This window comes from Faecalibacterium sp. I4-3-84, from assembly GCF_023347255.1.
In the GTDB taxonomy this organism is placed as follows: Bacteria; Bacillota; Clostridia; order Oscillospirales; family Ruminococcaceae; genus Faecalibacterium; species Faecalibacterium taiwanense.
Genome location: NZ_CP094466.1, coordinates 1,782,492 through 1,801,885, shown reverse-complemented (window position 1 = coordinate 1,801,885; position 19,394 = coordinate 1,782,492). Strand labels below are relative to the sequence as shown.

The 19,394-nt window shown below is 56.9% G+C and carries 19 protein-coding genes; 5 read left to right on the top strand and 14 right to left on the bottom strand.

Features of this window, described 5'->3' with window-relative positions:
* Positions 1–3: 3 nt before the first annotated feature.
* The 12 genes from MTP41_RS08820 to MTP41_RS08760 all read right to left on the bottom strand — a co-directional run bounded on the left by MTP41_RS08820 (position 4) and on the right by MTP41_RS08760 (position 10,875).
* On the bottom strand, positions 4–1,233 hold the full coding sequence (locus MTP41_RS08820; RefSeq protein WP_118527545.1) for an FAD-dependent oxidoreductase: 1,230 nt from the start codon (positions 1,231–1,233) through the stop codon (positions 4–6).
* A gap of 61 nt (positions 1,234–1,294) precedes the next feature.
* A complete protein-coding gene (locus MTP41_RS08815; protein WP_005939597.1) occupies positions 1,295–1,555 on the bottom strand; it encodes a EutN/CcmL family microcompartment protein in 261 nt (86 codons plus the stop codon).
* Between the two features lie 3 nt (positions 1,556–1,558).
* Complete coding sequence (locus MTP41_RS08810) at positions 1,559–2,215, bottom strand: phosphate propanoyltransferase (RefSeq protein WP_207653429.1); 657 nt, start codon at positions 2,213–2,215, stop codon at positions 1,559–1,561.
* Positions 2,216–2,254: 39 nt separating this feature from the next.
* The gene (locus MTP41_RS15715) at positions 2,255–2,845 is read right to left on the bottom strand and encodes a BMC domain-containing protein (RefSeq protein WP_005939592.1); all 591 of its coding nucleotides are present in this window, start codon (positions 2,843–2,845) and stop codon (positions 2,255–2,257) included.
* Positions 2,846–2,907: 62 nt separating this feature from the next.
* Positions 2,908–4,353, bottom strand: a complete 1,446-nt coding sequence (locus MTP41_RS08795; protein WP_097776877.1) for an aldehyde dehydrogenase family protein — start codon at positions 4,351–4,353, stop codon at positions 2,908–2,910.
* Positions 4,354–4,408: 55 nt separating this feature from the next.
* Positions 4,409–5,353, bottom strand: coding sequence for a class II aldolase/adducin family protein (locus MTP41_RS08790; RefSeq protein ID WP_154260112.1), 945 nt, complete (start codon positions 5,351–5,353; stop codon positions 4,409–4,411).
* Between the two features lie 18 nt (positions 5,354–5,371).
* A complete protein-coding gene (locus MTP41_RS08785) occupies positions 5,372–6,196 on the bottom strand; it encodes a 3-keto-5-aminohexanoate cleavage protein (RefSeq protein ID WP_097774529.1) in 825 nt (274 codons plus the stop codon).
* Between the two features lie 134 nt (positions 6,197–6,330).
* Entirely contained in the window at positions 6,331–7,050 is a 720-nt protein-coding gene (locus MTP41_RS08780; protein ID WP_118527541.1) for a FadR/GntR family transcriptional regulator, read from the bottom strand.
* Between the two features lie 135 nt (positions 7,051–7,185).
* Entirely contained in the window at positions 7,186–8,463 is a 1,278-nt protein-coding gene (locus MTP41_RS08775) for a TRAP transporter large permease (protein ID WP_097776874.1), read from the bottom strand.
* Positions 8,460–8,954, bottom strand: coding sequence for a TRAP transporter small permease (locus MTP41_RS08770; protein WP_097774526.1), 495 nt, complete (start codon positions 8,952–8,954; stop codon positions 8,460–8,462). Before MTP41_RS08770 ends, MTP41_RS08775 begins: the two co-directional genes overlap by 4 nt.
* A 109-nt stretch (positions 8,955–9,063) precedes the next feature.
* On the bottom strand, positions 9,064–10,137 hold the full coding sequence (locus MTP41_RS08765; RefSeq protein ID WP_249235344.1) for a TRAP transporter substrate-binding protein: 1,074 nt from the start codon (positions 10,135–10,137) through the stop codon (positions 9,064–9,066).
* A gap of 66 nt (positions 10,138–10,203) precedes the next feature.
* A complete protein-coding gene (locus tag MTP41_RS08760) occupies positions 10,204–10,875 on the bottom strand; it encodes an aspartate/glutamate racemase family protein (RefSeq protein WP_097774524.1) in 672 nt (223 codons plus the stop codon).
* 303 nt (positions 10,876–11,178) lie between these two features.
* Between MTP41_RS08760 and MTP41_RS08755 the strand changes: the two genes are divergently transcribed.
* Positions 11,179–11,499, top strand: coding sequence for a hypothetical protein (locus MTP41_RS08755; RefSeq protein ID WP_097774523.1), 321 nt, complete (start codon positions 11,179–11,181; stop codon positions 11,497–11,499).
* A 528-nt stretch (positions 11,500–12,027) separates the two neighbouring features.
* Here the strand turns inward: MTP41_RS08755 and MTP41_RS08750 are convergent.
* Positions 12,028–13,455, bottom strand: coding sequence for a four-carbon acid sugar kinase family protein (locus MTP41_RS08750; RefSeq protein WP_442900296.1), 1,428 nt, complete (start codon positions 13,453–13,455; stop codon positions 12,028–12,030).
* Positions 13,456–13,469: 14 nt separating this feature from the next.
* Positions 13,470–13,823: a cupin domain-containing protein gene (locus MTP41_RS08745; protein WP_249235343.1), complete on the bottom strand. Its 354-nt coding sequence runs from the start codon at positions 13,821–13,823 to the stop codon at positions 13,470–13,472.
* A 494-nt stretch (positions 13,824–14,317) separates the two neighbouring features.
* Here MTP41_RS08745 and MTP41_RS08740 point away from each other — a divergent pair, with 494 nt between their 5' ends.
* From MTP41_RS08740 to MTP41_RS08725, 4 genes are all read left to right on the top strand, one after another.
* Entirely contained in the window at positions 14,318–15,763 is a 1,446-nt protein-coding gene (locus MTP41_RS08740; protein ID WP_249235342.1) for a deoxyguanosinetriphosphate triphosphohydrolase, read from the top strand.
* 243 nt (positions 15,764–16,006) lie between these two features.
* The gene (locus MTP41_RS08735) at positions 16,007–16,675 is read left to right on the top strand and encodes an alpha/beta hydrolase (RefSeq protein ID WP_249236564.1); all 669 of its coding nucleotides are present in this window, start codon (positions 16,007–16,009) and stop codon (positions 16,673–16,675) included.
* Positions 16,672–17,109 (top strand): YaiI/YqxD family protein, encoded by a 438-nt coding sequence (locus tag MTP41_RS08730; protein ID WP_249235341.1) that lies wholly within the window; start codon positions 16,672–16,674, stop codon positions 17,107–17,109. The genes MTP41_RS08735 and MTP41_RS08730 overlap by 4 nt, the downstream gene beginning before the upstream one ends.
* A gap of 313 nt (positions 17,110–17,422) precedes the next feature.
* A complete protein-coding gene (locus MTP41_RS08725; protein WP_143405477.1) occupies positions 17,423–19,393 on the top strand; it encodes a DUF4118 domain-containing protein in 1,971 nt (656 codons plus the stop codon).
* Position 19,394 lies beyond the last annotated feature (1 nt).

The window sequence follows — 19,394 nt, the reverse complement described above, 5'->3', positions numbered from 1 at the left end:
CGCTTACTGTGCCTGACCGCAGACGATCTGCACCGGGTCCCAAATGGAACAGGACGAGGAGGAATAGACGAAATCCACCTGACCCAGTGCTTCCACGGTCATGCCAGCGCGGATGGCAACGGCAATGGCGTTGATGCGGGCCGAAACATTCTTTTCTCCCCATGCCTGCGCACCCAGCACCTGACGGGTATTGGCCTCATACACCAGCTTGATGGTGATGCGGTGGGGGTTCGGGCAGATGCCAGGACGGTCGGTGCCGGTGGCCATTGCACTCTTGACCCGCAGACCGGCCTTGCGGGCCTCGGTCTCGGTCAGGCCGGTGCGGGCGATCTCCAGATCCGCCACCTTCAGGCTGCTGGTGCGCAGAGAGCCGTCGCGGCAGGCTGCGCAGTCGCCCACGGCATAGAGATTGGGCACACTGGTGGCAAGGTCGGCACCAATGAGCACAGCGCCATTGGGTGCCAGCTGCGCCCCGGTACCGGCCAGCAGGCCGGTGTTGGGGGTAACGCCGATGGCTACCACGCAAAGGTCACAGGGGTAGGTGCCGCGGTTGGTCTGTACCTGCTCCACGAAGGTACGGCCCGGGAAGGAGCGCACCTGCTCGCCCAGATTGAACTGCACGCCCTGCGCTTCCAGCTCCTTCTGGATCAGCTTGCTCACCTCAGGGTCAAACTGGGGCAAAAGCTGCTGCTCTTTTTCAATGATACGCACATTGCGGCCCAGCTTGAGGAAGGACTTTGCGATCTCCAAACCGGCCCAGCTGCCGCCCAGGATCACGATGTCCCGCACATAGGGGGTGCGGACGAACTCCTTGAGGAAGATCAGATCTTCCACAGTCTTGAGGGTCTGCACGCCCACGCGGTCACTGCCGGGCACCTGCGGCACACGGTTGGAAGAACCGGTGGCCAGCACCAGCTTGTCGTAGTGGTCTTCAAACACGCGTCCGGTGGCAAGATCACATACCGTCACCTTGCGGGCGGCTGCGTCGATGCCGCGCACCTCATGGCGCAGATGTGCGGTGATGCCCTGCGCGTTCAGCTCAGTCTCCTTGGCCTGAATGGCCTTGTTCAGGCTGTCCAGATCCTCGCACAGGTAATGGGGCAGGCCGCCGGTGCCGCAGGAGTAGAAGCCGCCTTTTTCGTAGACGGTGATCTGCGCTCCGCGCTGGGCGGCGGCAAGTCTGGCGGCGGCCGAAACCCCGGCGGCAATGCTGCCGATGATAATAATTTTCATTGTTTAAGCCTCACGATCCCGCCGGGAGGAAGCCCCTCTCTGCGGCAAAACTTGCAGGGTGTTACTTACTCAGGGTGGGAGGATTGTCCACGATGCCCACGATGAAAGCATCAATGGGCGACGGATGGTCCAGACCATGCTGGGTGGTCTCGTCGGTGGTGACCAGAACCATCTCGCCTACACCCGCGCCGATGTTGTCGCCCGCCACGATGGTATCCTTTTTGGAGCCGAACACCGGCTCCACCAGCAGGAACTTATAGCCTACAAGCTCCGGCATTTTGCGGGTGGCGACAACGGTCCCCTTGACGATCCCTAAAATCATAGCTTACTCCTCTTTGCCCAGTACGGTGACCAGCTGTCCCTGCTTGAGCAGGAAGGCATTGCCATCGTCCGTGTCGATGTGAAAATCCAGTGCACATTTGTCGTTTGCGCGGATCAGCACCCCGCCCATCACGCCCGGCTTGGGGCCGTCGATCTTTACCTTCACGCGGTCGCCGTCGGCAAGGCCGAAGGCAGCTGCCTGTGCGGGAGTCATGTGGATGTGGCGGTCGGCGATCATCACACCCTCCGGCACGGTCAGGGTGCCATTGGGGCCGCGCAGGGTCACGCCCGGCGTGCCCTTTGTATCCCCGCTGGAACGCACCGGCGCTTTGATGCCGATGTTGCGGCAGTCGGTCTGCGCCAGCTCGATCTGAGTGGCACTGCGCTCCGGGCCAAGGATGCGGACATGCTTCAGTTCGCCCTTGGGGCCGATGATGTCCAGACATTCCTCGCAGGCAAACTGGCCGGGCTGGCTCAGCGCCTTTTTGGGGGTGAGCTGGTAGCCATAGCCGAACAGCTTGTCCACATCATCGCGGGTAAGGTGGATGTGCCGCACCGAGATGCCTACCGGCACCTGACGGCTGCGCTTTTGCAGCTCTGCCTGCACGGCCTGCGTGATCAGGAGCAGCAGCTGTTCCTGACTGATGTCATGGTAAACCAAGGCACAGCGCTCCTTTCTTATGCAGCGTCAGCGCAGGGCTCAGCGCAGCTCAGGCATGCACTCGGACACGCTTGCGTGCGGGCGGGGAATGACCAGTGCGCTGACCACTTCGCCAATGCGGGAAGCAGCGGTCTGGCCTGCCTCAACAGCAGCCTTCACAGCGCCAACGTCGCCCTGCACGAACACGGTAACAAGGCCTGCGCCGATCTTCTCCTGACCCACCAGAGAGACATCTGCGCTCTTCAGCATGGCATCGGCTGCCTCGATGGAAGCGGTCAGGCCGTTGGTCTCGATCATGCCCAGAGCGGCATCCAGCGGCACCTGCTCGCCTGCGGGCAGGCCGGACTTGCCGGTCGCGGGGCCCTTGGCGGGCATGATGCGGGCCAGATCTGCGTGAGGACGTGCAATGACGTTGACACAGAACAGCTCACCCACGCGGGAAGCAGCCTCTTCGCCAGCCTCGGTAGCAGCCTTGACAGCGCCCACCTCGCCGGTAACGATCACGGTGGTCAGACCGGCACCGATGGTGTCGGAACCAATGAACTCAACGTCAGCAGCCTTCAGCATTGCATCGGTAGCGTCGATGTTGCCAACCAGACCCTTCGTCTCGATAAAACCCAGAGCTTTCATAAGTTGTTCCTCCTGTCAGAACACTGAAAAAATTGTATGTGATGGTTTCGTCCTTCAAAAACTCAGATGATGCGCAGCCCGCCCTCGGCCAGCATGCAGCGGCGGCGGCGGCAGAAGCTCTTTGCGCAGGTGATGCCCTCGCCGGTGGGGCCGGCAATGGTCATGGTGCAGTGGCCCTCGCCGCCAATGCCAACACCGGCCTTGGTGGCGCTGTTCTTTACGTAGATGGTGGTCTCAATGACCCGGGCAAAGCGGGTCATGTGGTCCACATCCTTGGAGAAGATGGAAGCGGTGTGGCGGTTGCCGTGCTCGGCCACCACGGCATCTTCCACAGCCTGTTCAAAGCTCTGGCAGCGCACGATGGGCAGCACCGGCATCATCTGCTCCACCAGCACGAACGGATGGTCGGCAGGCACCTCGCAGATGGCAAGGCGGCAAGTATCCGGCACATGCACGCCGATGGTCTCCAGAATGCGGGCGGCATCCTTGCCCACCCACTTTTTGTTCACCTCGTGGCCGCCGCCCTTCTTGGGCTGCAGCACGATGTTCACCAGCTGTTCGGTCTGGGCCTTGTTCAGCAGGTAGGCACCCTGCTTCTGCAGCTCGTGCAGCAGGCCGTCGTAGGCGGTGTTCACGGCGAACACTTCCTTCTCTGCAAAGCAGAGGATGTTGTTATCGAACGAAGCGCCCTCGTAGATCTTGCGGCCTGCCAGCTCGATGTCTGCGGTCTCGTCCACGATGACGGGCGGGTTGCCTGCACCGGCACCGATGCACTTTTTGCCGCTGCGCAGCAGGGCGTTCACCATGCCCATGCCACCGGTGCCTGCCATCAGGCGGATCTTGGGGTTTGCGGCCATCTTGTCCACATTCTCCATGGTCGGCTCACGGGTCATGGTAATGAGGTTTGCAGGGCCGCCCGCCTCGATGATGGCGGTATTCAGCGTCTGCAGGCAGTCGGCAGACACCCGCTTTGCGCGGGGGTGCACGTTGAACACCACGGTGTTGCCGCCTGCGATCATGCTGATGGTGTTGTTGATGATGGTCTCGGTAGGGTTGGTGGTGGGGGTGATGGAGCAGATCACACCAAAGGGTGCGTACTCTTCCAGCATCAGGCCCGCGTCACCGCTCTTGGCTTCGGTGGTCAGGCATTCGGGGCCGGGGGTCTTGTTGATGACGGCCAGATGTTTTTCCACCTTGTCCTCATAGCGGCCCATGCCGGTCTCTTCCACGATCTTGTGGCACCACTCCTCCACATGTGCGCGGGCACAGCGGCGGATGGCTTCAATGATGCGCTGGCGGTCCTCGATCTTGTAGTTGGCCGCCCAGTCGCGCTGGGCCTTCCATGCAGCTTCCACTGCATCGTCTACATTCTCGAACACGCCGCGGTCGCCTGCTGCACCGCCGGGTGCAGCCGTGTAGGCTGCGGGGGCGGCGCTTGTCTGTGCACCGCCCATACCGGCAAGCACCTGCTTGACGATCGCTTCAATTTCCTGCGAACTGATATCCATGGTTTTCGTTCCTTTCCGTAAAGGTCATATCCGTTGGATCAAACGAAACTTTTTGTTATTGAAAGCTCTTCAGCGTCCGGCGGATGACCTCGGCCATTGCGGCATCGCGGGCATTTGCGGACTTCGGTGCGGCCGGGGCCGCTTCCATTGCAGGGACTGCCGCAGGCTGTGCGGCGGGCACCGGGGCAGGGGCAGGAGCCGCCTGCTGTTTGGGCAGGGTGGGCAGCGCCATGCCCGGCTGGATCAGCCCGGTAACGCCCGGCAGGCTCACCGGCTGGGCAGGCTGTGCGGAGGGTACTGCCATTGCCACAGGCTGTGCAGCGGGCTGAGCCATGGGCTGCACGGCAGGTGCGCCGCACTTGCTGCAGCCGGTGCAGTGACCGCCGCAGCTGCCGCATTTGGAGCAGCCTGCGCAGCCCAGCTTTGCGGTGACGGCTGCGTAGTAATCCAGTGCTTCCACCAGATGGGCCGCATCTGCCGGGGTCTTGCCCCAGGTCAGGCAGCCGTCATTTTCCAGCAGGACAGCCTTATCGGTGCGGCACAACAGGCTGACAGCCTGTGCCTGTGCGTCCACGTTCTGGGCGGGCAGCAGCTGCACCCGTCCCAGCGCCCGCACTGCGGGGCTGAATGCTGCAGGCTGCACGGTCTGGCCCTGCATCCCCATCACAGCCGCGCAGGCCGGATAGGTGTGCATCACGCACTGGGCGTTCTCGTTTTCCTGATAGATTTTCAGATGGATGGGCAGGTCTTCGGGCAGGGGCTTGGGCTTTGCGCTGAGCATCGCCTTGCCATTCATATCCACGCGCACCAGCATATCCTGCGTGAGCGCGGCCTTGTCGGCACCGGCAACGGTCACCCACACGGCCTGCGGTCCGACGCGGACGCTCATGCTGCCGTCACCGGCCACCAGCCAGCCCTTGGCTTCCAGCCGACGGGCCATTTCCATGATGGCTTTTTTTGCCTCAAAGTCTGAGAGGTAAGTAACGCCTTGAATCACCATACGTTTCTTTCCTCCTTTTTAACGGCGCAGCGGCGGGATCTTGAGCATGGCGCGCACCTCGTCGGGAGTCATGGGCATCATGCCCTTGGACTTTACGATGTCCGACACCTTTGCGATCAGCGCTGCGTTGTTGTCCACATGGACACCCGGCGCGATCATGTCCGAATCCTCAAAGCCGATGCGCACGGTGGAAGCGCCCATATCCAGCGCAGTCTTGACCATTTCCCAGTCCTCGCGGTGGGCCTGCGTGTAGCCCCACAGGTAGTCGCCGTTGGGAAAGTTCTCTTCCAGCGCCTGGATCATGTGGCGCAGGGCCGGCACCGTGGCAGGCATCTCGCCGCCATGGCCGAACACCAGTGCAAACAGGATGGGTTTTACAAAGTGGAACTTGTCGTTCAGTTCCCGCACGGTGTTGATCATGCCCAGCTCAAAGACCTCGGTCTCCGGGATCTTCTTGTTGTCCATGATGGTCTTGACGCAGTACTCCACATCCTTGATGGGGTTCTGGTACACCGAGGTACCCAGATTCACCGAGCCGACATTCAGGCTGTTGGCTTCCACCCAGGAGGGGTAGCAGGGCTGCACGCGCTCCTCAATGGTCAGGTTGGACACGCCGCCGGTGGAGATCTCCACCACGATGTCGCACATCTCGCGGATGTAGGCCACCGTTTCTTCCAGCAGGCTCAGATCCGGGGTGAGGTTGCCGTTCAGGTCGCGGCAGTGCAGATGCACCATGGACGCGCCGTTTTTGTAGCACTCATACACATCCCGGGCAATGGCCCGCGGATTGATGAGAATGTCTGTGGCCGCAACGGGGGCCACGGAGATCATGATTTTTTTCATTGGATGAACACTCCTTGCATGTCGCATTGGAGAAGCTTAACAAAGGATGCTAACGCTATTTTAGCATAAACATCCCATCTTGTAAACTCACCGTCCCCTGCCCGCCTTTTACGGCAGGCAGGAGGCCTGTATGCTTACTTCTTCCAGAAGATGTAGTGATCCTGCACTGTAGCGGCGATCTCGTCCACCTGCCTGCGCTCGATCACGCTAAGCAGCTGGCGGTGCAGCTCTACGAACCGCTCGATCTCCGCTTCGCCCTTGGCAAGCACCTTGCGGGTGGTCTCCAGACGGCTGGGCAGCGTCAGCCGGGTGATGTACTCGGTGATGGTGGCCAGCATGGGGTTCTGGGCCGCATTGGCGATCTGGGTGTGGAACCGGCTGTCCAGCTCCAGCACCTTATCCACCGAAGGCTCCGGCGAGTGCATTTCGGCAGAAAGCTCGCCGAAGGTGCGGTACAGGTCCGGCAGAAAGGATGCGATATCCTTGCGCTGAATGATAATATTCAGCGTACCGATATCAATTACGGAGCGCAGCTCCACAAATTCCTGCCAGCTGTTCTTCTGCAGGATGATGCTGTACAGCATCGGGTCCAGCATTTTCTGGTTGTAGTTTTCGCTCACAAAGGTGCCGTCGGCACGCTTGATGTACAGGATGCCGTAGGCCTGCAGCTTTTTCACAGCTTCCCGCACCGAGTTGCGGCCCGCGCCGAACTGCTTGCACAGTTCCATTTCGGTAGGCAGCTTGTCGCCCGGATGCAGGGTGCCGTCGATGATCTGGGAGATGATCCCATCCATGACCTGATCGACTACAGACTTTACCGCATTCTTCTGTTTTTCAGGATGTTCCATTGACATAGTTCCGCCTCCAAATCCGGTTTTGTGGATATTCGGGGTCGTTCAGCGTGGAACGTTCCGGGGCAGAAAACCTCCAAACATCACACGTTGAATTTCCGCCACTATTTTACCATATCTGAAAAGCGGACGCAACGGTTACGCCATCAAATAGGTGGGCAGCAGGATCAGCTGGGGGAAGGCGACCATCAGCGCAATGCAGACGAAGGTGGCCGCAATAAACGGCACCAATGTGGGGAACACCTCGCCGACCGTAACATCCATCAGATCGCAGGCAACGTAAATGCACATGCCCACCGGAGGAGTGACCAGGCCAACACCGATGACCACGGTGATCAGGACGCTGAGCACGATGGGGTCGATGCCCACACCCAGAGCAATGGGATACAGGATGGGCATGAACAGGGTCAGCGTTGCGATGGACTCCATGAACATGGTGACGATGAAGAAGATCAGCAGGATCATGATGAGAATGACAGTGGGGTTGGTGGAGAAGCCCAGCATGGTCTTGGCCACCCACTTATCAAAGCCCGCAGTGGTCAGCATGACGGTGTACAGCTTTGCAGCGCCGATAACGATGAAGATACGGCCGCTGGTGCGGACGGTCTCTGCAAAGGCAAACTTGATGTCCTCCCACTTGAGTTCGCGGTAGATGATGCCGCCGGCAAACAGACCGTAAACAACAGCGATCACGCCTGCCTCGGTGGGGCTGACGATGCCCATGGTGATGGTGCCCACGATGATGATGGGCATGAGCAGGGCGGGCCAGCTCTCCCACAGGCCATGCAGCACGGGGCCGATGGTGAAGTGGCCCGGCTCCTTGGGCACGCCTTCCTTCTTGGCCATGAAATAGCTGACGATCATCTGTGCCAGACCGCACAGGACACCGGGGATGATGCCGCCGAGGAACAGCTTACCGGTGGAAATGCCGCAGATACCGGCAATGACCACCATGGGGATGGACGGAGGAATGATGATGCCGATGGTGGAGGAAATGGCGGTAACGGCAACGGTAAAATTCTTGGAGTAGCCCTTGCGCACCATTTCCGGCATGAACATACCGGAAACGCCTGCGGTATCGGCAACAGCGGAACCGGAGATGCCCGCAAAGATCATGCTGGAAAGCACGTTCACGTGAGCCAGACCGCCGTAGATGTGGCCGACGATGGAGTAACAGAAGTCCATCAGGCGCTTGGAAATACCGCCCTTGGACATGGTGAAGCCGGCAAAGGTGTACAGAGGGATGGCCAGCAGTGCAAAGCTGTTCATGCCCTCAAACATGCGCTGGGCAATGGTGACGGTGCTGCCGCCGCCTAGGAACAAGATGCCGCCCATGGCGGACAGGCCCAGACTCATGGCGATGGGCACACCCAGAAACAGCAGAACAAAGAATGAGATCAGCAGCCATGCGATCATTTGGATTTGCCCCCTTCCGGTTTTGCGGTCAGTTCAACGATCAGGTTGAGAACGGCGGACAGGATGCACAGCACACCGGCAATGGGGAAGATGGTGTACACCTGACCCATGGTGAACTGCGGCATGGTGGAAACGGCCTGCTTTGCGCGGGTGCACAGCTGGTAGCCGCCGTAGGTGACCATGACGTAGAACAGGATGATGAACACATCACGGATGATGACAACGATCTTTTTGCCCAGCGGAGTCTTACCAAGGATGGAATCCACCACTTCCACGCGGAGGTTGGTACCCATGGCGTTGATGCCGATGCAGGCAATGAGCATGGACCAGACGTTCAGATACTGGCTGCTCTCCATATACCACTTGAAGCCGCCGATGCCGGGGATCAGGCGCAGCACAACGTTTGCGAACAGAATTACCATCATAGCCGCGCAGAGAATGGCGGAAATGAGGGTGGTGATCTTGTCCAGAGTGGTTTGCAGTTTTTTCACAGTACAAACTCCTTTCCAAGTGCGATTCAGATAAAATGCAAAGGGACGAAGGGCACGCCCCCTCGTCCCTTTGCTTCGGTTTTATTTCAAGGTTTTCTGGTCAGTGATCTCAGCGGGCTTCTTTCCATGCCTTCAGCTGATCCAGCAGGTCGCCGTAGGTATCAGCGTTGTCGGTCAGGACTTTTTCGGTCGCAGCTGCAAACGGAGCCAGTTCCGGGCTGTTGATCTTCATGCCCTTCTCTTCCAGAGCGGAGACCAAATCGTTGGTCTGCTGCTCGTTCAGCTCACGGTCGTAATCGGCAGATGCCTTTGCAGCGTCGGAAACGATCTGCTGCTGGTCAGCGCTCAGCTTGTTCCAGCTGCTCTCGGCAATGGTAAAGCACATGCCGGAGTAGATGTGGTTGGTGATGCTCAGGTACTCCTGAACTTCGTAGAGGTTATTGTTGTAGATAACGGGAATGGGGTTCTCCTGTGCATCGTAGGTCTTCTGCTGCAGAGCCTGATACAGCTCAGAGAAGCTCAGCGGCTGGGGGTTGGCACCCAGAGCGGTCATGGTAGCCATGATGACGGGGTTCTCGGGGGTGCGGATCAGCAGACCGTTCATGTCGGCAGGGCTGTTGATGGGGCCCTTGGAGTTGGTCACGCAGCGGAAGCCGTTGCAGTAGTGGGCCAGCACACGCATATTCTGGCTCAGCAGGCCTTCCTCAGCGGCAGCCTCGATGTCGCTGTCCATGAATGCCCATGCATCGTCGAAGGTCTCGAACTGGAACGGCAGTGCGGAAATGCCCATCTTTGCATCGTAGGTGGAAAAGTTGGAAGCGTCGGTGATGATGATATCCACCGTGCCGGAATCCAGAGCGATAGAGTTGATCAGGTCAGCATCGCCGCCCAGCTGGCCGGAGGGGTACAGCTGAACTTCCACAGCGCCGCCGGTCTTTTCGGCAACTTCTTCTGCAAACTGCTTTGCGCCCTTTGCACGGGGGTCTTCTTCGTTGGTGGAGAAGCCCAGCTTCAGGGTGACAGCCGAGCCGGAAGCGGCAGCGGAAGAACCGGTGGAAGCTGCAGTAGAGGCAGTGGAAGCAGCAGTGCTGGTGCCGGAGCCGCCGCAGGCAGCCAGACCCAGAGCAGCAGCGGAAATGCCAGCCACCTTCAGGAAGTCACGACGGGAAATCATCTTTTTCATAAGAATTCTCCTTCAAAAAAATATCTTCTCCTGAGCCGGTCTCGTGCTCCGGCTCTTGTTCCTTTTTTAAATGGTGCCCTTCTTTTCCAGCGCCTTTTTCAGCTCGGCTGCACCAAAGCGGGGGCTGCTGAGGACCACCTTGCCAAACTTATCGGCGATATACTGTTCGCAGTAGGCCATGCTGCCCTGTGCAAACACGATCACATCCACCTTGTCGGCAATGGTACCGGCCATCTCGGTCATGCGGGCCTTGAACTGGTCCTGATCCAGACCGAATGCACCGTCCACCAGACAGTCCACCAGCTCCACGTGCCTGTTGCACTCGCGGGCCATGCGCAGGATGGTGCCCTTGGTGGGTTCCAGCGTGGTGGGCAGGGTAGCCATCACGCCGATGCGCTGGCCCTTGCGGACAGCCTCGCGGCACATCTCCTCGTCCACGCGGACGATAGGCACACCAATGTACTTTGCCACGTCCTGTGCGCTGTCGGCAACTTCGCCCACGCTGCTGCACAGGTTCAGCATGGCATCCACGCCTTCCTCAGCGGCTTTCATGTACATGCCGATCAGGCGTGCTGCCGGTGCAGTGGTCACATAGCCTGCCGCGCGGACATCTGCCAGAATGCTGGGGTCCTGCAGGCTGTACAGCTCCACATCATCGCCCAGCTGCTTTTTGACCTCCTGCTCCACCAGTTCGATCAGTTCCGGGGTGGTGCTGGTATAGATCAGACCTACCTTCATAACGGAAAAGCCTCCTTTTGTTTTTCGCGTTCTCGTGCCGGACAAGCCCGCAGCAAAGGTTCTTTGCTACATCCTACCTTTAGTTCAATCTCAACAGCTTGTCCGTCTTTACATCCTACCATTAGATTACTCTTCGGCCCGCAAAAAGTAAATTGGCGAATAGCCGATATTTCGGGCCGGTTTTGGTCGTTCTGCACAAATATGGGATGCAGGTGGTGAAAAATCCACTTCTTTCTGGACATCATCCCATCTTTCGGCGTATAATACCCTTAAAGAAAAAGACAGGGAAGGAGCCACCGGAACATGAATCCGTTTCAAAGTGATAACATCTGGAAAAAGAAGGCCCGGCAGGGCAAGGCGCAGCAGCATCCGCTCACGCCGCAGCAGGAGTGGCAAAAGCAGGTGAACAGCAGCAGCCTGTGGCTGGGCGGCGGCGTTGTGCTGCTGGCACTGTATCTGGCCGCTGTCCGCGCCGGCACCGTGGCGCTGGACGCAAGCGCCGTCGTGCTGATCGTGGTGGTGGGCTGCTTCTGCGTATACACTGCCGCATCCCTCGGCAGGCTGATGAAGAACAAGCCGGAGGAAAAGGCAGCAAAGAAGAAAAAGAAAGCCAAAAAAGAGTGATCGTTCCTTTAAAATGGCTCCGCGTGCGCTGCGCCATAAACAGCGGAATTATTATTTTTGTATATTGCAAAGCCGGAATGACTGCGGTCATTCCGGCTTTGCTTTTTCACGGGAAAGGGTCGTAACAGGTAGTGGCATTTGCTTCGCAAACCGGTCTGCGGCTCAAAAGTCCCACTGGGGCTTTCATGCCCTGCGGGCACCGCCGTCCTTTCTGGTTCTCTTTTGGCGCGCAAAAGAGAACGTATCCGGCGGCAATGCATTCTATAAAAGCCATACAAACCTGCCCCACACGAATACCCACTGCACAAGAAGCAGCTTATCTTCGTGAAAAAGCAAAACAGCCAGACCCGCGGAACTTGTCGGGGCAAGGCCCCTCCATCTTGCTCCCGCAAGAACGTTCTGCCGCTTGAAAGCCCCACTGGGGCTTTCATTGCTGCGCAACCGCGGTCTGGCTGTTTTGCAATCATGATAATTTTTCCGCTGAATATGCCCAGAGCGAAGCGGAGGGCATTCTAAATCATCAGAGTGTCAGCCCAGCAAAATTTCCACCGCTTCCCGCAGGGTGGGCACTTCGCCCACATTGCCCGGGAAGATGATGTACGGCGTGCCGGGGAACAGGCTTTCGGCACCGGTCTGCCATACCGGGATGCCCGGCCGGATCTGGCCCAGCACCTTGGCGCATTTCACGCGCAGGGCCTTCACGCCCACGTCGCTGCTGGTGATGCCGCCCTTTGCCACCACAAAAGCCGGGGAAGCGGTCAGCCTGCCCACGCAGCTTTGCAGTGCATCGCTGATGGCAACGCTGCGCACGAGGGCTGCTTCCGGGGTGTCGTCCGGCAGGGTGAGCACCACGCGCTTTGTGGACACGCAGCAGGTGATGCCCTTTGCGATCTGCTGTGAGCAGTGGGCCACGATGGCGGCTGCTTCCTTTTCCAGCTCGCCCGGCACCAGCACCTTGTCGCTGTCCATCTCAATAAACTCGATGTCCTGTACTTTTTTCAGTTCTTCCAGCTGGGCAGTGGTCTTTTTGGTGTGGCTGCCCACCACGATGATGCCGCCTGCCTTGCTTTCCTGCGTGACCATCTTTTCCCGGGTGAGCAGCGGCTGGTCGGAAATATTGCCGATGGCCTTGACCAGTGCGGCCGCACTGCGGATGGTGAAGTGACGGCCCTTTGCCATGGTGCGGTACAGTGCCACTGCAAACACCTTCACGTCGCAGTCCGCCACTGCGTTCACGATCACATGGCCGTAATCGTGCACCGCCAGCAGCTGGGCCTCGATGCCGTCAAAGTCCATGGCGCGCAGGCTTTCCAGCGAGATGCAGGTCACGTCTCCTGCACGGACTTTGCCGCCGGTTTTTTCCTCAATGTATTCGCACAGGTTGCTGGCGTGGTAGCCAAAGGTCTCGTCCTTGGCAAATTCGGTCTGGCCGCAGGGCACAAGCTCTGCGCCGTAGCGCACATAATGCACGTTGTCCAGTGTAAAGCGTCCGCCCTCGCGGAAGTAGGGGCACAGGATGTCGCCATCCATTTTGTAACCGTTCTCAGCCTCCGTCACCTCGCGCAGCAGATCGGTCTCCAGCGGGTAGTGGCCGCGCAGGGTGGAGTCGCCGCGGCTGATGATAAGGTAGTCCATGCCGAACTCGCGGGCCACCTTGGCGGTGTTCTCCGCGATCTCGCGGTGGGCCTTGGTGGTCTCGGCCACGGTAAAGCCGCGGCTGTTGGTCAGAATAAAGAAGAGCTTTTCCGGCGCAGCAAAGCCCTTGCGCAGGCTTTCTACCGTCCAATCTGTATAAACATAAATATCATGTACCGTCTGTACGCCGGTAGGGTCGTCGTCCAGCACAATGATCTTGCGGTTGCTGGCGGCAGCTTCGGCGGCAAGGGCGGCGTTCAGTTTTTCCTCATCCACCTGCGGAAAATTGGCCAGAACATCGGCACTGCGGATCTGTTCCATCTGAAGCTCCTCCTTTATTCGTACAGCACCTGTGCGATCAGCACCAGCGGTTCGTCGCTCAGGCAGGCGATCTGGTGGGTGTCGCCGGGCATGGCGGCAATGATGTCGCCCTTCTCCAAGATCTGCTCCTCGCCGTTGATGATGTGGACAGCGCGGCCGGAGACGATGACCATGCTTTCCATCTCGTGCTCATGCGTGTGCCTGCCAATGGTCACGCCCGGTGCCAGCGTGTGGCGCACGTAGGCGCGGCCCTTGCCCAGCATTTCGGCAGGCGCATCCAGCAGGCGTTCCATCATCACGGTGCCCTCGCCGCCCATGCAATGGGGGATCGGAGTGGGTTTCATCTCAGAAGCTTTCTTATACAACATCCCATGTTCCACCTTTCAAGTCATCTGCAGCAGCATACGGCAGAGTGTTTTTAAACATCCTACCTTTCAAGTTAAATCCATTATACATGAGCGCAAGCGGAATAGCAAGATTTTTTCCTGAAAAGCTGTTCAATTTTGTACAATGCGTTTTGTGCAATCTGGCTGATATCCCGCCGTTCCTGCCCCTCAGGCATACAAAAAAGCTTTCCCGCCGCAGGCACACAGCCCACGGAAAGGGAAGCTTTTGTCTGATTCAATTTCGGGTGCATCTGACGGAAGCAGTACACCGCAGCATAACACTCCGCTTTCCTTTTTTCGGATCCCGAAATAAATTGGAACTCTGCACATGTTCAAGCTGCAGTTTTTGTGTTTTTTTCAGAGAATCCGTTTTTTGTTGCCGGAGCAGCGTTTCTTTTGTATAATGGCAGTGATGGAAGGCCGATGCCTTTTGCAGATTTTTGATCACGACGTTTCAAAAGCGAGGTGTACTGATTATGGAATGGGCAAAATTGCTGTCAACTGAAAAACTTTCTTCTGAACCTCCTGAGCCCGATTCGTTCAAGGAGTATCCCATCAATGCATTTGAAAAGGACTACAGCCGGATCGTTTCCAGCGCTGCATTCCGCAGGCTGCAGGATAAAACGCAGGTGTTTCCTCTGGATAAGAGTGATTTCATCCGAACCCGCCTGACGCACTCGATCGAAGTCTCCACGATCGCCCGGCAGCTTGGCATCATGATCTCCAAAAACACAACACAGTACAAGCCAACTGATATTGCCGTTCCGGAGGATGCCGAAGCCATCGCATCCGTCCTGCTCTGCGCTGGCCTTTTGCACGACCTCGGCAATCCGCCCTTCGGGCATTTCGGCGAGACCGTGATCGGTGACTGGTTCAAAGAGAACCTCGACCATGTAAAATACAAAGGACAGCCCCTTCGCAGCTGGTTATCCGAGCAGATGATCGCTGATCTGGAAAATTTTGAGGGCAATGCACAGGCGCTGCGGATCCTGCTGAAAGCAAAACACGGTTCCAGCCTCAATCTGTCCAAAGCGATCATCAGCACGCTGGTAAAATACCCCACCGACTCCTGCTCCGTTGATAAAGGCAGTGCGGATATCCGAAAGCACAAACTCGGCTTCTTCGCTGCAGAACAGGAGACTTTTGAGCAGATCTCGGAAGCGGTTGGGACCGCCACTCCCGACAAAGGCATTGTGCGCCATCCGCTGACCTACCTGCTGGAAGCAGCCGATGACATTGCGTACTCTACTGCCGATCTGGAAGATGCCTTTAAAAAGGGCCTGTTCACCCTTGACCAGTTCATTGAATATTACACAAATTCTTATGACCATTCAAAGATCATTCCCAGCAGAAGCCCTGAGTACTTCTCCAATGAGCAGATCCAAGCGCTTTCCAAGCAGCACGGTGCAGACCACACCCCAGAAAACGACAGCGTTGCATTTAAAAAATGGCTCACCCAAACGCGTCAGTGGCTGATGTATGTAGCCATCTACCGTTTTTCCTGCAAATATAAAGAGATCATGGCCGGAACCTACTGCGGTGATCTGTTTGAAGGAACCAATCACGCCATCACCATTGACATCCTGAAAGGGGCCATGCGGAAATTCGCCTTTGATACGCCCGGCATCCTGAAACTGGAGCTGTCCGGACAGGTCATTCTCGATTTTCTGCTGGATCATTTTGTTCCCGCCGTGCTGTACTATGACTCTGCATACTGCACCGACGGGCAGGCACCTTCCAAGGCCGACAAAAAGCTTCTCGCCATCTTCTCCGGCAATTACAAGCAGGATTACCAAAACGCCCGAACCGGCACTGAATCTTTTGACTTGTACCTCCGGCTGCTGATGGTCACCGACTATATCAGCGGCATGACAGATTCCTATGCCCGCACGCTGTACCGCGAGCTTAGCGGTATTGAATAACGCTGCCCTGTTCAGATCCCACGTGCCCGGTTCGTCTGCCGCTTATGGGCTACGGCATGATCGTTCAAAAACTGCTGATACATCACTCTGGAAGCCTCGCACAACTTCAAATCAGGTGCCAGCTTTTTTACGAAGACACTGCTTGCGAATGCGAACGCCTTTTGAATTGCAAAATGATTTTTCAGTTGCTATACTGGGCTTATCGAAAATTTTCGGGAGGATGCCGCAGTGACCGCACAGACAATGCTAATCGGGAACCGACCTTGCCGCATTTACGGCGAAGCCCATGCAAAATACCTGCTGCTCCAAATGACCGGCGAACACGAGCTGCAAAGCATGGAAAGCGAGGTTACCGCTATTGCACAGAGTGCGCACCACTTTCTGTTTGCGGCCATCCCAGTGGAAAGCTGGAACGATGCACTTTCTCCGTGGGAAGCTCCTGCGGTGTGGGGCAAAGAAAGTTTCGGCGGCAATGCAGCGGATACCCTGCGCTTTCTGACCGAGCAGGTGATCCCCACTCTGAAAAAGCAGTTTGCACTGCCGGGAAACGTCCGGATCATTCTGGGCGGCTACTCGCTGGCCGGATTGTTCGCGCTGTGGGCATCCACACAGACAGCGTTGTTTTCCGGTGTTGCGGCTGCTTCGCCTTCCGTATGGTTTCCGGGATGGATGGAGTTTGAACAGCAGCACCCGATGCAGGCACAGCGCGTTTATCTGAGCCTTGGCGACAAGGAAGAGCATACGAAAAACGCTGTCATGGCTGCGGTAGGTGATAACATCCGCACCCTGCACAGCCGGCTTATAGAGCGTGGCACAGACTGCACGCTTGAATGGAACAGCGGCGGGCATTTCAAGGATACCGACCTGCGCACGGCAAGGGCGTTTCGATGGGTGATGGAGGATATTCGATGAATGTTTTGATTGATGCGGATGGCTGTCCCGTGGTTGATCTGACTTTGCAGATTGCAAAGCAGTTCGGCATCCCGGTCATTATCCTGTGTGATACCTCGCACCAGATCGAACGTGAGGGGGCGCAGACACTCGTATTCGACAAGGGTGCTGACAGTGTGGACTTTGCGCTGGTCAACCGAGTAAAGCCGGGAGATATTGTCGTAACACAGGACTATGGGCTGGCGAGTATGTGCCTTGCCCGGTGTGCCAGAGTGCTGAATCAGAACGGCTTGGAGTACACTGCTGACAACATGGATGCCCTCATGCTGCGGCGGTACGAAAACAAAAAGCTCCTTCGTGCCGGCAAGCACCCGAAAGGGAGTGCAAAGCGGACGAAGGAGCAGGACATGAAGTTTTCAGAAACACCGAAAAAGATTTTGAATTGCAAACATTGATTGATTTTCATACATATCACCGCGGATGGTCTTTTTTAGAAGATTTTCGCTGTATCTCCCTGTATTCAGCACCCGTCCTTGCAACTTTCTACCCAATATGATACTATTCTATAAAATCTCTTATTCTTCTCAGAAGCTTAAACAATAACGGTAAAATGACATGGAAGTTTTGCTTACAGGAAACACGATGTTTCTGACAAAGGAATGGATCGAGGAAGCCTTTCCCGATGATCACGTTCTGACGACACATCGCAAAGACGATATGCTTTCGGACACTCGCATAAAATCAGTTATTCTGGATAGCAGGCAGCTGTTGGATCGGCTTTACACTACCTACGATTTTGACCGGATCGTCTACTTTTCAGAATATCTGTTGCCTCACAACAACCCGGAAGGCGAGCTGGATCGGCTTCGCCGCGTTTTGCAGGAGTTCCGGGAGAAGGAAGTGGAGCTGATCTACTTTTCCGGCCCGGAGAGCGTCCTGACACCGCCCACAAGTCAATCCATACTGACGCGGACGGCAGAAGAGCTTTGTCTGCACTATGCAAAAACAAGCAAGATCCAGGTCAAGGTTTTCCGGCTTCCCTACATCTACAGCATTTCGGCAGCTGGGCCGAAATGCTTTGAGCGGCTTTTCCAGCAGATCCCCACCGAAAATGTTTCGTTTGACGAGCAAGCCGCGCAGCCTGTTTACGCACTCTGTTTTGACGAACTGGCCAGCCTTGTAAATCGCGTGTTTGATACATGGACGCCTCAGCCGGAGCTTTTCACGCTTCCGGAGGTATTTCACATCGACTACCGGATGCTGGGCACCGCGCTGCAAAAACTACGCCCGACACTGGAAGTGACCTACGGTACCGATACGCTCCAGACGTATCCTGCAGACGACAAGGTGGTACGCAACCGATATGGGTGGTTTCAACGCTATTGTCTGCTGGACGACCTGCCGCAGATCTATCATGCATGGCAGAAAAGCCAAACGCCGAAAAAGCCGCTGCTCCACCGGATAATCGATACTCTGCGCAATCAGATCCGGCTGCTGCGCTTTCTCGAGATCTTGTTGGCATCGGGGGTCACGGAACTTCTGGTACAGCTTACCCACACAGACGCGCAATTCCAGATGGTTGATTTCCGGTTGGCTTTCGTAATGCTTATCGGCACTGTATACGGCCTGAACGCCGGTGTGTTTGCAGCTTTTCTCGCGTCTCTTTCTTTGATTTTTGGATACTTTCGGCAGGGAATGACGCTTGTACTGCTGTTTTACGAGCCGTCCTACTGGCTGCCGTTCCTTGTTTATTTCATAATAGGTGCTTCCTGCGGATATGTGCAGCTGCGCAATACGGAAACCTCGCGCTTTGTACAGAATGAAAACAACCTGCTGCGGCAGCGGCTTCAATTTACGCAGGAGCTCTATGAGGACACCTTGGAGGATAAGCAGCTTTTCCGGCATCAGATCCTTGGCCGCAGAGACAGTTTTGGAAAGATCTATACTGTAACGCAGCAGCTGAACACCCTGCAGCCGCAGGAGATTTACCGCAAGACCATACAGGTCATGGAAGATATTTTGGAAAACCACAGCCTCACGATCTATCACTTGGAAAAGGGGTATGCCTTTGCGCGGCTGACCGCAGCAAGCTCCGGATTGCAGCCTGCTCCTGCCCGTTCACTTGCCGTTGATAAATACATCGATGTGTTTCGTGCCATTGAACAGGATGGTGTGTGGGTCAATCGGACGTTTGCTCCGGATCTTCCCATGTATGCAGCCGGTGTACGCCAGAACGGTTCGATCGTAGTGCTCATCAGCCTGCGGACAGCCGGGGAAAACCAGATGACACTCTATTATCAGAACCTGTTCCGCATCCTGTGTGGTCTGGTAGAAACCGCACTGATCCGCGCTTTTGAATATGAAAGTGCCATTCAGGAAACATGGTATCTTCCGGGCACCTGTCTGATGCGGCCCGTGCCATTCGCGGAGCAGCTCGCAAACGCCTGCACCTTACAGGAGGACAAGATGGCGCAGCATTTGCTGCTGCGCGTCTCCGGTAAGTTTGCAACTTCAGAGGAATTTTATGCGCAGTTGGAGCGCAGCATCCGCAGCAGCGATATTGCCGGACTTGGCACAGACGAGAACGTTTACCTGCTGCTGAATCAGGCCACAGAGGAAAACCTGCCGCTCCTTACCCAGCGCATGGCCGAAAAAGGATTTCAGGTCACATCTGTATCGTTGGATGGACAGCACCGCCTGATCGCTGCTGCAAAAAAGGATCCTGCTAATGAATGCTAGT

Bases quoted from the DNA above. Each gene is read 5' to 3' on its own strand.
- MTP41_RS08820 (WP_118527545.1), bottom strand. From the start codon at position 1,233: ATGAAAATTATTATCATCGGCAGCATTGCCGCCGGGGTTTCGGCCGCC.
- MTP41_RS08815 (WP_005939597.1), bottom strand. From the start codon at position 1,555: ATGATTTTAGGGATCGTCAAGGGGACCGTTGTCGCCACCCGCAAAATG.
- MTP41_RS15715 (WP_005939592.1), bottom strand. From the start codon at position 2,845: ATGAAAGCTCTGGGTTTTATCGAGACGAAGGGTCTGGTTGGCAACATC.
- MTP41_RS08795 (WP_097776877.1), bottom strand. From the start codon at position 4,353: ATGGATATCAGTTCGCAGGAAATTGAAGCGATCGTCAAGCAGGTGCTT.
- MTP41_RS08790 (WP_154260112.1), bottom strand. From the start codon at position 5,353: ATGGTGATTCAAGGCGTTACTTACCTCTCAGACTTTGAGGCAAAAAAA.
- MTP41_RS08785 (WP_097774529.1), bottom strand. From the start codon at position 6,196: ATGAAAAAAATCATGATCTCCGTGGCCCCCGTTGCGGCCACAGACATT.
- MTP41_RS08780 (WP_118527541.1), bottom strand. From the start codon at position 7,050: ATGTCAATGGAACATCCTGAAAAACAGAAGAATGCGGTAAAGTCTGTA.
- MTP41_RS08775 (WP_097776874.1), bottom strand. From the start codon at position 8,463: ATGATCGCATGGCTGCTGATCTCATTCTTTGTTCTGCTGTTTCTGGGT.
- MTP41_RS08765 (WP_249235344.1), bottom strand. From the start codon at position 10,137: ATGAAAAAGATGATTTCCCGTCGTGACTTCCTGAAGGTGGCTGGCATT.
- MTP41_RS08760 (WP_097774524.1), bottom strand. From the start codon at position 10,875: ATGAAGGTAGGTCTGATCTATACCAGCACCACCCCGGAACTGATCGAA.
- MTP41_RS08755 (WP_097774523.1), top strand. From the start codon at position 11,179: ATGAATCCGTTTCAAAGTGATAACATCTGGAAAAAGAAGGCCCGGCAG.
- MTP41_RS08750 (WP_442900296.1), bottom strand. From the start codon at position 13,455: ATGGAACAGATCCGCAGTGCCGATGTTCTGGCCAATTTTCCGCAGGTG.
- MTP41_RS08745 (WP_249235343.1), bottom strand. From the start codon at position 13,823: ATGTTGTATAAGAAAGCTTCTGAGATGAAACCCACTCCGATCCCCCAT.
- MTP41_RS08740 (WP_249235342.1), top strand. From the start codon at position 14,318: ATGGAATGGGCAAAATTGCTGTCAACTGAAAAACTTTCTTCTGAACCT.
- MTP41_RS08735 (WP_249236564.1), top strand. From the start codon at position 16,007: ATGCTAATCGGGAACCGACCTTGCCGCATTTACGGCGAAGCCCATGCA.
- MTP41_RS08730 (WP_249235341.1), top strand. From the start codon at position 16,672: ATGAATGTTTTGATTGATGCGGATGGCTGTCCCGTGGTTGATCTGACT.